Source organism: Actinomycetospora straminea, assembly GCF_028737255.1.
GTDB classification, from domain to species: domain Bacteria; phylum Actinomycetota; class Actinomycetes; order Mycobacteriales; family Pseudonocardiaceae; genus Actinomycetospora; species Actinomycetospora straminea.
This window is the reverse complement of record NZ_JAQZAN010000003.1, coordinates 405,348-420,017: the sequence shown is the minus strand read 5'-3', so window position 1 is coordinate 420,017 and position 14,670 is coordinate 405,348. Positions and strand designations below refer to the sequence as shown.

15 protein-coding genes are annotated in these 14,670 nt (G+C 73.3%); 5 read left to right on the top strand and 10 right to left on the bottom strand.

Annotated features, from left to right (window positions below):
* Positions 1–91 precede the first annotated feature (91 nt).
* From PH190_RS07405 to PH190_RS07360, 10 genes are all read right to left on the bottom strand, one after another.
* The gene (locus tag PH190_RS07405; protein ID WP_274230837.1) at positions 92–763 is read right to left on the bottom strand and encodes a TetR/AcrR family transcriptional regulator; all 672 of its coding nucleotides are present in this window, start codon (positions 761–763) and stop codon (positions 92–94) included.
* A 90-nt stretch (positions 764–853) separates the two neighbouring features.
* On the bottom strand, positions 854–2,401 hold the full coding sequence (locus PH190_RS07400) for a class I adenylate-forming enzyme family protein (protein ID WP_274230836.1): 1,548 nt from the start codon (positions 2,399–2,401) through the stop codon (positions 854–856).
* On the bottom strand, positions 2,398–2,823 hold the full coding sequence (locus PH190_RS07395) for a nuclear transport factor 2 family protein (protein ID WP_274230835.1): 426 nt from the start codon (positions 2,821–2,823) through the stop codon (positions 2,398–2,400). The genes PH190_RS07400 and PH190_RS07395 overlap by 4 nt, the downstream gene beginning before the upstream one ends.
* Positions 2,824–2,847: 24 nt before the next feature.
* Entirely contained in the window at positions 2,848–3,951 is a 1,104-nt protein-coding gene (locus PH190_RS07390; protein ID WP_337993800.1) for an NDMA-dependent alcohol dehydrogenase, read from the bottom strand.
* Between the two features lie 31 nt (positions 3,952–3,982).
* Positions 3,983–4,822, bottom strand: a complete 840-nt coding sequence (locus PH190_RS07385; RefSeq protein WP_274230834.1) for a mycofactocin-coupled SDR family oxidoreductase — start codon at positions 4,820–4,822, stop codon at positions 3,983–3,985.
* A gap of 14 nt (positions 4,823–4,836) precedes the next feature.
* Positions 4,837–6,408, bottom strand: coding sequence for an AMP-binding protein (locus PH190_RS07380; protein WP_274230833.1), 1,572 nt, complete (start codon positions 6,406–6,408; stop codon positions 4,837–4,839).
* Entirely contained in the window at positions 6,408–6,818 is a 411-nt protein-coding gene (locus PH190_RS07375; RefSeq protein WP_274230832.1) for a nuclear transport factor 2 family protein, read from the bottom strand. The genes PH190_RS07380 and PH190_RS07375 overlap by 1 nt, the downstream gene beginning before the upstream one ends.
* 10 nt (positions 6,819–6,828) lie before the next feature.
* Positions 6,829–8,052, bottom strand: coding sequence for a cytochrome P450 (locus PH190_RS07370; protein WP_274230831.1), 1,224 nt, complete (start codon positions 8,050–8,052; stop codon positions 6,829–6,831).
* Positions 8,053–8,231: 179 nt separating this feature from the next.
* Positions 8,232–9,122: a type IV toxin-antitoxin system AbiEi family antitoxin gene (locus PH190_RS07365; protein WP_274230830.1), complete on the bottom strand. Its 891-nt coding sequence runs from the start codon at positions 9,120–9,122 to the stop codon at positions 8,232–8,234.
* 138 nt (positions 9,123–9,260) lie between these two features.
* Positions 9,261–10,136 carry an LLM class flavin-dependent oxidoreductase gene (locus PH190_RS07360; protein WP_274230829.1) on the bottom strand — a complete coding sequence of 292 codons (876 nt, stop codon included), beginning with the start codon at positions 10,134–10,136 and terminating at the stop codon, positions 9,261–9,263.
* A 92-nt stretch (positions 10,137–10,228) separates the two neighbouring features.
* On the opposite strand from PH190_RS07360, the gene PH190_RS07355 reads away from it, so the two are divergent.
* The 5 genes from PH190_RS07355 to PH190_RS07335 are packed head-to-tail and all read left to right on the top strand — an operon-like array spanning position 10,229 to position 14,670.
* Positions 10,229–11,620: a phytoene desaturase family protein gene (locus tag PH190_RS07355; protein ID WP_274230828.1), complete on the top strand. Its 1,392-nt coding sequence runs from the start codon at positions 10,229–10,231 to the stop codon at positions 11,618–11,620.
* On the top strand, positions 11,620–12,735 hold the full coding sequence (locus tag PH190_RS07350) for an LLM class flavin-dependent oxidoreductase (protein WP_274230827.1): 1,116 nt from the start codon (positions 11,620–11,622) through the stop codon (positions 12,733–12,735). Before PH190_RS07355 ends, PH190_RS07350 begins: the two co-directional genes overlap by 1 nt.
* Positions 12,732–13,112, top strand: a complete 381-nt coding sequence (locus PH190_RS07345) for a nuclear transport factor 2 family protein (RefSeq protein WP_274230826.1) — start codon at positions 12,732–12,734, stop codon at positions 13,110–13,112. Before PH190_RS07350 ends, PH190_RS07345 begins: the two co-directional genes overlap by 4 nt.
* Complete coding sequence (locus PH190_RS07340; protein ID WP_274230825.1) at positions 13,109–14,119, top strand: LLM class flavin-dependent oxidoreductase; 1,011 nt, start codon at positions 13,109–13,111, stop codon at positions 14,117–14,119. The genes PH190_RS07345 and PH190_RS07340 overlap by 4 nt, the downstream gene beginning before the upstream one ends.
* The gene (locus tag PH190_RS07335; RefSeq protein ID WP_274230824.1) at positions 14,116–14,670 is read left to right on the top strand and encodes a VOC family protein; all 555 of its coding nucleotides are present in this window, start codon (positions 14,116–14,118) and stop codon (positions 14,668–14,670) included. Before PH190_RS07340 ends, PH190_RS07335 begins: the two co-directional genes overlap by 4 nt.

The following is a 14,670-nucleotide window of genomic DNA, read 5'->3' as shown; positions in this document are numbered from 1 at the left end:
CTGCGCCAACCGACCACCCACCAGCCGCCTGTCACCAACGTGACGGCCGAGTACACCTAGAAGCAGCGAACAGCGCGTTCGCTGCGACCACCTAGGCCCCGACCGCCGCGACCCGCGCCGCGAGGGCGTCGGCGGTCGCGACGCCGTGCACCGCCATCGCCGCGAGCTGCACCCCGATCTCCTCGGGCGTCGAGGGGCCGTCGGGGCGGAACCAGCGGTAGACCCAGTTCGTCGACCCGAGGATCGACAGCCCGGCCACGCGGGGGTCGACGTCCGGGCGGGCGAGGCCGTCGCGCTGCGCCTCGGCGACGAGGTCGCGGAACACGCCCTGGTAGGCGTGCCCGGCGCCGAGGATCGCGTCGCGGCGCGCGGCCGGGAGCGACTCGAGCTCGTGGAGGAAGACCGCGGTCGGCACGAGGTTGCGGCAGGCGTGCTCGACGTGGGCGCGGATGGTGCGCTCGAGGCGCTCCAGCGGGTCGCCGCCGGTGGCCGCCGCCGTGCGCACGACGGCGTAGCCCTCGCGGTGCACCTCGCTGATGACCTCGAAGAGCAGGTCCTCCTTGGACTGGATGTAGTAGTAGAGGCTGCCCTTGAGCATGCCGAGGCGGTCGGCGATGTCCTGCAGGGACGCGCCCTCGTAGCCCTTCTCGTAGAACACCTGGGTGGCGACCTCGAGCAGCTGCGCCCAGCGCTCCTCGCGCGGTTTGCGCTCGCCCGGCACGCGGCGCTCGCTGCGCCCGGCCGGACGACGGTCCTGTGCCATGCTCTGCTCCCGGTGTCCCAGCGGCCGTGACCTCGCGTCGACGCCCCGGCGCGCCGCCGACCACCATACGTTCGGTAGGTGCCCGATCCGTCACCCGGCCGTCAGGTGGTGCCGCGACAGCCGTGGCGCCTCGGTGATCCCGCGGGCGGCGAGGTCGGCCGCGATCCGCTCGCGCAGCACTCCCTTCTGGATCTTCGTGCCCGACATCGGCCAGCCGTCGACGACCTCGACGTAGCGCGGCGCCTTGTACGTCGCGAGGGTCGCGAGGCAGTGCGCGACGAGCTCGCGCGCCAGCGCCTCGCGGTCGGCGTCGCGGTACGCCGGCGCCAGCTCCACGTACGCCGCCGCCACCTCGCCGAGCCGGGCGTCGGGCGCGCCGACCACCGCGACGACGCCCACCGCCGGGTGCTCGGCGAGCCGCCCCTCGACCTCGGCGGCCGCGACGTTCTCCCCGCCGACCTTGAGCATGTCCTTGAGCCGGCTGACGAACGTGAACCGGCCGGCGGCGTCGCGGCGCACGAGGTCCCCGGTGTGGAACCAGCCCTCGGCGTCGATCCGCTCGGCCGTCGTCGCCGGGTCGCCGTGGTAGTACGCCATGCGCGAGACCCCGCGGTGCAGGAACTCCCCGACCTCGCCGGGACCGCACTCGCGCCCGGTCTCCGGGTCGCGCACGGTCGCCTCCATGTCGCGCAGCGGCACCCCGCTGGTGCCCGCCCGCGCCTCGGGCGGGTCGTCGACCGCGCCGACGCAGCAGAACCCCGCCGACTCCGTCCCGCCCAGGCAGGAGATCTGCGTCGCCGTCGGCAGCCGCGCCTGCATCGCCGCCATCCGCTCGGCGGGCCCGACGTTGATGACGGTGCGCAGGTCGGGGACCGCGGCCGGGTCGAAGTCGGGGTGGTCGAGCACCGGCAGCCAGATCGTGTCGAACGCCGGGAACGCGACAGTCGCGCGCTCGTCGACGAGCTGGCGCCACGCGACGTCGGGCACGAACGCCCCGACGTGCACGAGCGTGCAGCCCGCGGCCAGCGAGCCCATGAGCAGGTCGATCCCGCCGCAGTGGTGCAGGGGCAGCGGGGTCCAGAACCGGTCGTCGGGGGTGAGGCGCAGCCGCTCGACGAGGTTCTCGCCCAGCGCCGTGTAGGCCCCGTGGGTGTGCACGCAGCCGCGCGGGCGCGACGTCGTCCCCGACGTGTAGAGCAGGATCATCGGGTCCTCGGGGGCGGCCTCCACGGGCGGCGCGTCCCCGGGTTCCCCGGCGACCTGGGCCGGGGTGACGGCGCCGTCCCCGGCCAGCGCGAGCAGCTCGGGCGAGGCCACCACCACCGCTGGCTCGGCGTCGCCGCGCAGCCACGCGACCTCGGCCGCGGTGCCGCGGGGGTTCACCGGCGTCGGGATCGCCCCGAGCATCGCCGCGCCCACCACGCCGACGACCGCGTCGAGCCCGCCGGGCAGCACGAGCAACACCCGGTCGCCGCGCCCCACCCCGCGGGCGTGCAGCCCGGCCGCCCACGCCCGGGCCGCCTGCCGCAACGCCGGCCAGGTGGCCCGCTCGGTGGGGAAGACGACCTCGCGCGTCGGTGACCGGGCGACCGCGTCGTCGAGCAGCCCGGGCAGGGTGCGCAGCACCCGGGGGCTCATGCCTCGAACCCCTCCATCTGCGGGATCGTCAGCGGCGTGATGACGCGGCTCGCGATCTTCCAGCCGTCGGCGGTGCGCCGGTAGGTGTCGACGTTGAACGCCGCCGCCCTGATCGACGCCCCGCCCGTGGTCCGCCCCTCGGCGAGCACGTAGTTCGTGCCGTGCGCGTGGTCGTCGTCGTCGAACGCGACGACGTGGTTGGTCATGAGGTGGAACTGCTCGGACATCGATCCGGCGTCGCGCTCGAAGAAGGCGAGCACCTGGTCGCGGCCCTCGTAGCGCTCGAGGCCGACGCCCGTCGCGTCCCACACGGCGTCGTCGGTGTAGGCGGAGAGGGCCTCCTTGGGGTCGAAGCGGTCCAGGCCCCGGGCGTAGAGGTGGGTGGCCTGGATGATCTCGGCACGGTCGTCCGCGGTCGGCATGCGTCGCCCCTCAGTCGTAGATGATCACGCCACGCACGTTCTTGCCGTCGTGCATGTCCCGGAAGGCCTGGTTGATGTCGTCCAGGAGTACGTGCGCGTGATCAGCTCGTCGAGCTTGAGCTCGCCGCGCAGGTAGAGGTCGGCGAGCAGCGGCACGTCGGTGCGGCTGGTCGTCGTGCCGTAGAGGGAGCCCTGCAGGCGCTTGCCGGACATGGCGAACGTGAACAGGTCGAACGGGACGTCGCGCTGCAGCACGGGGGCGGCGCCGGTGAGCACCATCGTCCCGCCGCGCCGGGTCATCTCCTGGGCCGGGTTCATGAGGTCGCCGGTGACGACGCCGACCGTGATGATCACCCGGTCGGCGCCCTGGCCGTTCGTCAGGGACTCGACGATCTGCCCGGCCTCCTCGTAGTCCTTCGCCACGTGCGTGGCGCCGAACTCGACGGCCTTCTCGCGCTTGAACGGCGCCGGGTCGACGGCGACGACGTTCCGGGCGCCCTTGTGCCGCGCGCCCTGGACCGCGTTCATCCCGACGCCGCCGGTCCCGACGACCACGACGGTGTCGCCGAGCTCGATCTCCGCGGCGTACACCGAGGAGCCCCAGCCGGTCGGGACGCCGCAGCCGATGAGCGCGGCCTTGTCCAGCGGCATGTCCTCGGGGATCGGGATCACGGCGTCGAGCGGCGCGACGACGTAGGGCGCGAACGTCCCGAGGTAGCTCATGCACCCGACGCCCTGCCCGCGCGCGTGCACGCGGTGGGTGCCGTCGGGCGCGACGCCGGCGAGCACCCCGGCGCCGAGCTCGCACATGTTCGACTTCCCCTTGACGCACATCCGGCAGCGCCCGCACGAGGGCAGGAACGACAGGACGACGTGGTCGCCGGGCTTGACGGCCGTGACGCCCGGCCCGACCTCCTCGACCACGCCGGCGCCCTCGTGCCCGCCGAGCACCGGCGCCCACGGCAGCGGGATGTCGCCGGTGTCGAGGTGGTCGTCGGAGTGGCAGACGCCCGAGGCGGCCAGCTTGATCAGCGCCTCGTGCTCCTTCGGCGGGTCGAGCTCGATCTCCTCGACGCTCCAGCCCGAGCGCGTGCCGGGCTCCCAGAGCAGGGCTCCGCGGGTCTTCATGGTCGTCTCCCTGCGTCGTCGGGCGGCGGGGTCACTTGACGGCCGCACCGGCGTCGACGGGCAACGTCGCGCCGGTGATGTAGCGGGCCTCGTCGGAGAGCAGGAACAGCACGGCGTTCGCGACGTCCACCGACTCGATCCACGGGATCTCCAGCGCGTTGAGCGAGGTGAACCCCGGGATCGCCTTCTCCTGCGTGGGCTCCGGGTCGCCGGGCGCGAACATGCCCCACGTCCCCGGGTTCTGGATCATGTGCGTGTCGACGTTCGTGGGGTGCACCGTGTTGACGCGGACGCTGTACGGCGCCAGCTCGTTGGCGAGGTTGCGCATCAGCCCGACGATCCCGTGCTTGGCCGAGACGTAGTGCCCGACCTGCTGGATGCCCTTGAACCCGCCGATCGAGCTGGTGAACACCATCGCGCCGCCGCGACCCCCCTCGATGAGCTGCGGGATCGCCGCCTTCGCGGTGTGCCAGACGCCGGTGAGGTTGACGTCGATCATGTCCTGCCACGTGGTCTCGTCGAGCTCCCACGCGCGCCCGTAGCTCGCGATGCCGGCGTTGGCGACGACGCCGTCGAGGCGCCCCAGCTCGGCGACCCCGTCGGCGACCGCGGCGTCGAGCGCGGCCTGGTCGCGGACGTCGGCGACCCGCGCGACCACCCGCCGGTCGAGCCCCTCCACCTCCGCGACGGTCTGGTCGAGGTCCTCGCGCGTGGCGGGCGGGTACTTGCCGACCACGGTGTCGATGCCGTCGCACAGGTCGACGGCGACGACGTCCGCGCCCTCCTGCGCGAGCCGGACCGCGTGCGCGCGACCCTGCCCGCGCGCGGCCCCGGTGACGAGGACGACCTTGCCCTCCATGCGTCCGGTCACGGTGTGCTCCTGATCTACACGGAGCGCCCCTGCTCGCCCCAGTACGGGGCGCGCAGGTCACGCTTGAGGATCTTGCCGGTGGGCGCCTTGGGCAACGCGTCGACGAACTCCACCGAGCGCGGCTTCTGGTACGACGCGAGGTGCGCCCGGGCGGTCTCGACGATCTCCGCCTCGGTCGCGGTCGTGTCCGGCTTGGGCACGACGAACGCCTTGACGCTCTCGCCCCACTCCTCGTCGGGCACGCCGATGACCGCGCACTCCAGCACCGACGGGTGGTGGTTGACGGCTTCCTCGACCTGGACCGAGTAGATGTTCTCGCCGCCCGAGATGATCATGTCCTTGGCGCGGTCGACGATGAACACGTAGCGGTCGGCGTCCCAGGTGGCCAGGTCGCCGGTCCACATCCAGCCGTCGCGCAGGGTGTCGGCGGTGAGGTCGGGCCGGTTCCAGTAGCCGGCCATGTTGGCCTCGGAGCGCACGACGATCTGGCCGACCGTGCTGCCGTCGGTCGGCACCGGCCGCCCGTCGACGTCGACCACCCGCACCGTCGTCACGAACCCCTCGCGCCCGCACGACTGCAGCCGCTCCGGGTGCACGCCGTTGACCGCGGCGTGGTGGTCCTCCTGCGAGAGGAAGCACATCGTCGTGCCCTCGGTCTGCCCGTAGCCCTGGATGAGCGTGCACGGGAAGGCCTGCAGCGCGTTCTTCACGACGGCCGAGGGCATCGGCCCGCCGCCGTACTGGATGTTGCGCAGGCTCGCGATGTCGTAGGAGTCGAAGCCGGGCACGGCCATCATCCAGTTGAGCATCGTGGTGATGCCGAGGAACGCCGAGACGCGCTCCGCCTCGATGATCTCCAGCGACCGCTTCGCCTCGAAGTTCATGAGCACCAGCGGGCAGCCGTGGCGCAGGTAGTTCATCGAGAGCACGACCGGGATGTGGTACATCTGCCCGGTCAGCATGTAGACGTCGGTCGGCACGATGCGCTCGGCGACGGTTTGGTTGAGCATCCCGAACGACGCGCTGCGGTGGGTGTGCAGCGCGCCCTTCGACGCCCCCGTCGTCCCGCCCGTGTAGAGGATGAAGAACGGGTCGTCGTCGCCGACGGTGCTCGTGTCGGCCGGCTCGGCGTCCGACGACGCGGCGAGCAGGTCCTCGTAGCTGCCGTCGCCGTCCTCGCCGTAGGACAGCCAGTGCTCGACGTCGACCAGCCCGGCGAGCTCGCGCCCGACCGCCGCCCACTCCCCCGCGACGACCACCGCGCGCGGGCCGCCGTCGGCGACGATGCGGGCGAGCTCGGCGGTGCCCAGCCGCCAGTTCAGCGGCTGCACGACGAGCCCGGCGCGCCCGGCCGCGAAGTAGATCTCCTGGAACTCGGTGGAGTTCTTGGCGAGCACGGCCACGCGGTCGCCGCGCTGCAGGGCGAGCCCGTCGGGCCGCGAGCCGCGCAGACCGTTGGCGAGGCGGCGCACGCGCTCGTCGAGCTCGGCCCAGCTCGTCCGACGGCCGGTGGTGGTGTCGACGACGGCGTCTCCGCGCGGGGTCAGCGCCGCCCACTTCTCGGGGATGCGACCGACGTTGACCATCAGTACGGCAGGTCGAGGTAGACGTAGCGGTCGGCGATGAGCCAGGTGCCGTCGCGGTGGACGAGCTGGTCGCGGTACCAGCCGCTGGAGAGCACCCTGATGTTCCCGCCCTCGATCGAGAGCAGCGTCAGGTTCGTGACCGCGACCGCCTCGTCGTCGCTCTCCTTCTCGAACCACAGGTTGGAGAGGTTGTGGCGGCGCTGGTCGGTCTGCGCGGCCATCGAGTCGGCGTGCAGCTTGCGGATGTCCGCGCGCCCCTCGAACGGCCCGATCAGGTCGCCGTCACGGCCGATGCGCAGGCTCATGCGCGCGTCCTCCGTGAAACAGGACGCGATGAGGTCGGGGTCGGCCTCGTCGTAGCCCCAGGAGGCCTTGCCGAGGAGGTTCTCGATGTGGGGGCGGACGGGCACGGGGCCTCCTTCAGCTGGGGGTGAACTCGAGGAGCAGGCGGGCGGGGGCGCGCGTGAACACGCCGGTCTCGGGCGGGGGCTCGCCGCCCGCGAAGCGGATGTCGTGCATGGCGTCGAGCAGGTCGCCCACGCCGACCTCGATCTCGAAGAGCGAGAGCAGCGCACCGACGCAGAAGTGGCGGCCGAGGCAGAAGGCGAGGTGGTCGGCGGCGGCGGAGAAGGCGCGCGAGTGATCGAGGTCGGCGCGCAGGACGTCGAAGACCTCGGGCCGGTCGAAGCGGCGCTCGTCGCGGTTGGCGGCGCCGATGAGGCAGGTGACCGTGCGCCCGGCCTCGACCACCCCGCCCGAGAGCTCCACGTCCTCGGCGGGCTGGCGCATGATCATGTGCACGGGCGGCGACCAGCGGAGCGTCTCCGCGAACGCGGCGGGGATGAGGCTGCGGTCGTCCCGGACGGCCGCGAGCTGCTCGGGGTGCGCGACGAGGTTCGCCATCAGGCTCGTGATCGCCTTGTCGGTGGTCTCGCCGCCGGCGGTGAGGAGCAGGCTGCAGAACGCCTTGATCTCCTGGTCGGTCATCGACTCGCCGTCGATCTCGGCCGCGCACAGGGTGGAGAGCAGGTCGTCCCCGGGGTGCTCGCGGCGCTCCCGGATCCGCGGGATCATGTACTGCTCGAACTCGTCCTTGGTGCGCAGGCCGTCGGCCGCCACGGCCTCGTCGCCCGCGAGGTTCCCGAGGAACCCCATGATCGACGTGTACCAGGCGTGGAAGCGGTCGTGGTCGGTGCGCGGCAGGCCGAGCATGTCGACGATGACGTTGATCGGGAACCGCGTCGCGTACGCGTCGACGAGGTCGACCCGGCCGTCGGCCCGGAACGCGTCGACCAGCTCGCGGGAGTTGCGCCGGATCGTCGGGCCGAAGTGCTCGGTCAGCGCCTTCCCGCGGAACGCCGGCGCCACCAGCGCGCGGTGCGTGGAGTGCTCGCGGCCCTCCATCTGGAGGATCGTGCGCCCGTGCACCGGCTCGAGCTGCCAGGCGTAGTTCTCGCTCGTGAACACCGGGTCCTTGAACGCCCGCTGCACGTCCTCGTACCGGCTGATCACGTACGTCTGCATGGCGTCGTGCCACACCAGCGGGAACTCGTCGCGGAGCAGGCGGTAGGCCGCGTACGGGTCGCGGGCGAACTCCGGCGAGAGGATGTCCGGCGGTTCGAGCCGTTCAAGCGGAGCCGTCATGGGTCCCCCGACCTGGGCAGACGTCGCTGGCGCGGTACCTACCGATCGTTTGGTACTCGCAAGGCGGAGACTAGCATCACACCCCGTCGGGTCAAGGGCGCTCGCGTTGGCCCAACCGGTGATCACCAGGCCGAGAGGCACCCCCCGGGGCTGCTCGCGCGTGCCTTTCCGCCTGGTGATCACGGGGAGAGGCCGAGCTCGCGGGCCCGCTGCGCGAGCGCCATCCGCAGCCGGCGGAGGAGGCCCTGCGGGTCGACGAACAGGTCGTGGGCGGTGACGGGGAGGACGAGCCAGCCCGCGGCGGCGAGCTCGGTCGTGCGCACGGCGTCGCGTCGCCACTGCGCCCTGTCCGTGCGGTGGTGGTCGCCCTGGTACTCGAGGGCGGTCCGCAGCCGACGCCAGCCGAGGTCGACGCGCCCGACGTCCCGGCCCCGGTCGTCGACCACGACGAGCTGCGGGGTCGGCTCGGCGATGCCCGGCGCCCCGCGCAGGAGCAGGCGCAGGCGCGTCTCCGGCGGCGACTCCGCGCGGGCGTCGGCGTCCGCCACCACGGCCACCAACCGCCGCCGGCCTCGCGGGTTGTCGCGCAGCACCGGGTGGTCGAGCAGCTCGTCGGGGTCAAAGCGGAACGCGTGCGCCAGCGCGTCCACCGCGATGACGCCGTCGAGGTGCTCCGCGCGCGACGCGAGGTCCAGCGCGGTCCGCCTCGGCGACGTCACCCGGACCCCGTCGACGTCCCACACCTCGTCCTCGGCGAGCACGTCCTGCCGCAGGACCCTCCCCGGACGGACGCGCCGGACGTGCCGCGGGCCGACGACGAGCTCGACCGGCGCGCCGCTCCGTGGCGCGGCGTCCACCCCGTGCAGGAGCACCGCCGACCAGCCGGCGACGACCGCGCCGGGCACCTCGAGCGCCGCGCCCACGGCCCGCACCCGGTCGTCGACGACCGCACCGGCGGCCACGTACGTGTCGCGTCCGAGCGCGAGGTAGCCCGGTCCCCGCAGGCGTCGCCGCGTCGTCAGGCCCGCCGCGATCGCCCGGGAACCGCGGAAGGGTTGCTCGAGGTCCACACGGGGTTGGAGTGACGCCGGGGCCCCACGGTTCCCTCTCCCGTGATCAGCAGGCGGAAACGCACCTCCGCAGCGTCCGCGGCGTGCTTTTCGGCCTGCTGATCACCAACTCGGGGCCTCACCCAGTCGCCCCGGCGCTCACCCCCGCAGCGGCGCGATCACCTGCTCGGCGAAGCGCAGCACCGGCTCGGTCGAGGCCGGGTTGCCGAAGTCCATGACGAAGTGCTCCACGCCCACCTCGGCCTTGGCCGCGAGCTCGTCGACCAGCCGCTCCGACTCCGCGTCGCTCTCGGGCAGGGCGCGCTCCAGCGTCACCGAGACCTCGATCGCGTCGGGGTCCCGGCCGGCGTCCTCGGCCGCGCGGCGCACGATGTCGCGGCGCCGGACGAAGTCCTCCGCCTCGCCCTTGAACGGCCCGTTCCACCGGTCGGCGAGCCGGCCGACCAGCGGCAGCCCGACCTTCTCGCCCGCGGCGCCGATGCAGACGGGCGGCGGCGGTTCGGTCAGCGGCGGGGCGGCGGCGCCGTCGATGCGGAAGTACCGGCCCTCGAACGACGGGTCGGGCTCGGTCCACATCAGCCGGCAGATCGTGACGGCCTCCTCGAGCTGGGCGAAGCGCACCGACGGGCGCGGGAAGTCGTAGCCGTAGGCCGCGTACTCGTGATCACGCCAGCCGGCGCCGATGCCCAGCACGAAGCGACCGCCGGACAGGTACTGCAGCGTCGCGGCCATCTTCGCCAGCAGCGGCGGGTACCGGTAGCCGACGCCGAGCACGTGGTGGCAGAGCTCCACGCCCTCGTGGCGCGCCGCGAGCCACGTCAGCGTCGTCCACGCCTCGAGGAACGGGTCGGTCTTCTGGTCGAAGCCGTAGAAGTGGTCGGCGATCCACAGCGAGTCGAAGTGCGGCAGCGCCGTCGGGAGGATCGCGGTGTCCTGGTCGGCCGCGATGGGGCGGTGGTCGCTCCACCGGTTGCCGATCACCGGGGAGAGCCAGCCGAACTTGGGGGTCGCCACGAGGGCATCATGCCGTGCCGCTTGACCCGCCACCCGGCACCTTGCCACGCTGTCGAACGGTCGTTTGGTAGACGCTCGGGCGAGGAGGCCGCGTGCCGAAGTACGACGTGGTGGTCATCGGGGCCGGCGCGGCGGGGCTGACCGCGGCGTCGTTGCTCGCCGTCGAGGGCAAGAGCGTCTGCCTGCTGGAACGCTCGCCCCACCTCGGCGGGCGGGGCATGGCCGTGCCCGACGAGGGGTTCACCGTCAACGTCGGCGGCCACCTCATCGAGGACCCGGGCTCGGGGCTGACGAAGGTCTTCGAGCACGTCGGCAAGACGCTCCAGCACGGCGAGGTCTCCGCCGAGATGCCCGTGTGGGACCACGAGAAGGGCCGCTGGGGCTCCATCCGCGACCGCTACTCGGGCAGCAAGGGCGAGCTGAAGAAGGTCATCACGGCGCTGCTGAACACCGAGTGGGACGAGCTCGACCGGTGGGACGACCGGCCGCTGCGCCAGTGGCTGCACCAGCACACCGACGACCAGGGCGTCGTCGACCTCTTCGAGTTCATCACCGTGCTCGAGTGCATGACCGATCACTGGTGGGACCACTCCGCGAGCGACAACCTCTTCGTCCGCAAGATGCACTTCGCCGAGCGCGGCACCGCGGCCTACTCGTGCTGGCCCGGGCAGGGCTGGGACGGCATGTGGGCCGACCTCGCCGACGCGTTCACCGCGGCCGGCGGCGACCTGCGGCTCGGCACCCCGGTCGAGCGCGTCGTCATCGAGGACGGCGTGACGAAGGGCGTGGCGATCGCGCGCCAGCCCCGGGTGCTGCCCAACGAGTTCTTCGAGGAGGAGATCCTCGAGGCCGACCACGTCATCTGCACCCTGCCGGTGTGGCACGTGCTCGACGTCGTCGACGAGTCGGACCTGCCGGACTGGTACGCCGAGCAGATCAAGTTCCTCGCCCAGGACAAGTTCCGGATCGCGTGGATCGGGCTCTACCTCGCCACCGAGGAGCCCGTGCACCAGATCGACCCGCGCGAGCTGTCGACCTGGCTGCGCACGCCGAACACCGAGCTCTCCGGCTTCATGTTCAACCAGACCGCCATGGACCCGACGTGCTCGCCCGAGGGCACGCAGCTGCACGTCATGGGCGGCATCTTCCCCGGCGAGAAGGGCCGCGACCGGGCCTGGCTGCGCCGGCAGACCGAGCAGTTCGAGGCCGACGTCGCGGAGATGTGGCCCGGCTTCGCGACGACCGTCTGGCGGCGCCGGCACCTCGTCTTCGAACCGAGCTTCGGGGTCATCCAGAAGCCGGGTCTGGTCGGGATGTACCGGCCGCACTGGAAGCCACCGCTCCCGGAGGGCCTGTGGTTCGCCGGCGAGACGTTCCGCAGCCGCGGCATCGGTACCGACCGCGCCGCGCGGGCCGCGGTGACGGTGGTCGAGGAGTACCTCGGCCGGCGCCTCGCGACCTTCGGCGACGGGTGGCGCTACTGATGGCGGGGAGGCTCGAGCTCGGCGTCCCCGGCCAGATCATGCCGCCGGCCGCCGCGGCGGTGAAGTTCGCGCAGCGCAGCGAGGCCGAGGGCTTCGACGCCGTGTGGTGGCCCGACCACCTCATGGGCTGGCACCCCGACTCGATGTGGACGCCGGACCTCACCCCGCTCGCCGAGCACCAGCCCAACCCGCACGTCTACTTCGACCCCGCGGTGATGATGGGCGTCGTCGGCGCCGCGACCGAGCGCATCCGCGTCGGCGTCTGCGTCACCGACCTCATCCGCCGCCACCCGGCCATGGCCGCCCAGACCGCGCTGACGCTCGACCACGTCACGCAGGGGCGCGCCATCATCGGGCTGGGCAGCGGCGAGCAGCTCAACGCCACCCCGTACGGCATGCCGTTCGACCGGCCCGTCGCCCGGCTCGACGAGGGCATCGACGTCATGCGGCTGCTCATGGACGCCGACGGCCCCGTCGACTTCGAGGGCCGCTTCCACCGCCTCGACAAGGCCGTCCTGGGGCTGCGGCCGTTCGGCGCGACGCCGCCCGAGATCTGGACCGCCGCGCACGGCCCCCGGATGCTGCGCCTGACCGGCCGCAAGGCCGACGGCTGGCTGCCCACGAAGCTCGGGCCGGCCGAGTACGGCGCCGCACTGCAGACGATCCGGCGGTCCGCCGAGGACGAGCGACGGGATCCCGACGCCATCACCCCCGGCATGCTCGGCTACGTCCTCATGGGCCCCGACGCCGAGACGGTGCAGCGGCTCACCGAGGCCCCGCTGGTGCGCGCGCTGTGCGTGCTGCTGCCCGCGCAGGTGTTCCGCGACCTCGGGGTGGAGGGCCCGTACCCGGACGGGAGCGGCTTCCACGACTTCATCCCGACCGCCATCGACCGCGCCGAGTCGCTGCGCATCATCGACGCGATCCCGCCCGCCGTGGTGCGGCACTACGCGTTCTGCGGCACGCCCGACGAGGTCGCCGAGCAGGTCGAGGAGTACGTCGACCAGGGGCTGCGCCACCTCGTCATGTGGAACATCACCGCGTTCGGCGACCCGTCGCTGGCCCGCTGGTCGTTCGGCGCGATGTCCGAGCTGCGGAAGCGGCTGACGGAGTGAGCGCGACCCCGCCCGCCGTCGAGCGGTACTTCGCCGCGGTCAACGCCGAGGACTGGGACACGATCCGCGCGGTGTTCGCCGAGGGCGCCGAGCTGCGGACCGTCGGGGCCCCGACGCGGCGGGGACGCGACGAGATCGCCGCGCACTTCCCGCAGGTCCTGGCCGCGCTGCCGGTGCACCACGACCAGGTCACGCGCGTCGTCGTCGCCGACCGGACCGTGCTCGTCGAGATCCACTTCACCGGGCGCACCGCGGCGGACGCCCCCGTCGAGTTCGACGCCGTCGACGTCTTCGACCTCGGCGAGGACGGCACGACGATCGAGGCCCTCTCCACCTGGTACGACACGGCCGGCGTCGCCCGCCAGGTCCGCGCATGACCGTCCTGCGCGGCCTCGGCGTCACCCTGCCCGTCGACGAGGGCCTGTCCGCCGGGCAGTACCTCGAGCTCGCGCGGCTCGCCGAGCGCTGCGGCTACTCCGACGTCCTGGTCGGCGAGGTGGCGGGCCCCGAGGTGTTCGCGATGCTCGGGATGATCGCGGCGTCGACCGACCGCATCCGGCTCGGCAGCGGCATCGTCGGCGTCTACCCCCGCACGGCGGTGCTCACGGCGATGGGGTTCGCGACCCTCGCCTCGCTCGCCCCGGGCCGGGTGCTGGCGGGCCTGGGCGCGTCGAGCCCGATCATCGTCGAGCAGTGGCACGGCCTTGGGTTCGACGCCCCGCGCGCGCGGATCGCGGAGTACGTCGCGGCGCTGCGCAGCGTCTTCCGCGGGGAGCGCACCGACCTCGACGGCGCCCACGTCCGCTCCCACGGCTTCCGGGCGGCGATGGCCCCGGTCGACGTCCCGATCGTGCTCGCCGCGATGAACCCGCGGATGCTGCGCCTCGCCGGCGCGGTCGCCGACGTCGCGTTCCTGACCTGGACCCCGCCCGACGAGTACGGCCCGAAGATCGCGCTGGTCCGCGAGGGCGCCCGCGAGGCCGGGCGGGACCCCGACGAGGTCGGGATCGCGGCGTCGTTCTGGGCCTACGCCGGCGACCGCGGCGACGAGGCCCGCGAGCGCCTGCGCCGCTTCGTCCTGCAGTACGCCATGGTGCCGACGCACCGGCCCTCGTTCCGCGGCAGCCTCGCCGGTCTCGACGGCGCCGCGGACGCGTGGTCCGCCGGCGACCGGAGGGCCGCCCTGCGCGCGGTCGACGACCACGCCGTCGACGCGATGTGCGCGCTCGGCACCGGCGACGACGTCGCGCGGCGGGTCGCCGAGCTCCGCGCGGCCGGCGTCGACCTGCCGATCGCGCTCACCCCGGGCGCCGCGCCCGGCGACCCGGAGGGACCCGTGCAGACCATCGAACGCGTGGCCGCGGCCGCCGGGGTGCGCTCGTGAACGCCCACGACGAGGCCGCCGTCCAGCAGGCCGCCGTCCCCGCCGACGCCGGCCTCCTCTACACCGACCACGTCGCCGTCGCCGTGCGCGACCCGCGCGAGGGCGTCGCGCTGTTCGTCGACGCGCTCGGCGGGCGGTTCCTGTTCGGCGGCGACAACGACCAGCAGGGCATCCGCATCGTGCAGGTCGTGCTGCCCGGCGGGATGAAGATCGAGCTGATCTCACCGCTGCGCGACGACGCGCCGGTCGCCCGGTTCCTGGAGAAGCGGGGACCCGGCGTCCACCACATCACGCTGGTCTTCGCCGACGTCGAGGTCGCCGTGGCCCGGCTGACCGCGTGCGGCTACGAGGTGGTCGACGTCGACCTGTCGGCGCCCCACTGGCGCGAGGCGTTCGTCCGCCCGCGCTCGGGGCTCGGCACATTGCTCCAGCTCGCGGACACGACGCTGCGCTGGGACACCCCGGCCGCGTCGGGCGTGACGCTGGACGACGTGCTCGCCGGCCGCGTGGTGTTCACGGCCGACGAGCGCGCCGTCCTGCGGGACGGCTGA

Excerpts from the sequence above, each read along its gene's own strand:
- PH190_RS07405 (WP_274230837.1), bottom strand. The coding sequence starts at position 763 with ATGGCACAGGACCGTCGTCCGGCCGGGCGCAGCGAGCGCCGCGTGCCG.
- PH190_RS07400 (WP_274230836.1), bottom strand. The coding sequence starts at position 2,401 with ATGAGCCCCCGGGTGCTGCGCACCCTGCCCGGGCTGCTCGACGACGCG.
- PH190_RS07395 (WP_274230835.1), bottom strand. The coding sequence starts at position 2,823 with ATGCCGACCGCGGACGACCGTGCCGAGATCATCCAGGCCACCCACCTC.
- PH190_RS07390 (WP_337993800.1), bottom strand. The coding sequence starts at position 3,951 with ATGAAGACCCGCGGAGCCCTGCTCTGGGAGCCCGGCACGCGCTCGGGC.
- PH190_RS07380 (WP_274230833.1), bottom strand. The coding sequence starts at position 6,408 with ATGGTCAACGTCGGTCGCATCCCCGAGAAGTGGGCGGCGCTGACCCCG.
- PH190_RS07370 (WP_274230831.1), bottom strand. The coding sequence starts at position 8,052 with ATGACGGCTCCGCTTGAACGGCTCGAACCGCCGGACATCCTCTCGCCG.
- PH190_RS07350 (WP_274230827.1), top strand. The coding sequence starts at position 11,620 with ATGGCGGGGAGGCTCGAGCTCGGCGTCCCCGGCCAGATCATGCCGCCG.
- PH190_RS07340 (WP_274230825.1), top strand. The coding sequence starts at position 13,109 with ATGACCGTCCTGCGCGGCCTCGGCGTCACCCTGCCCGTCGACGAGGGC.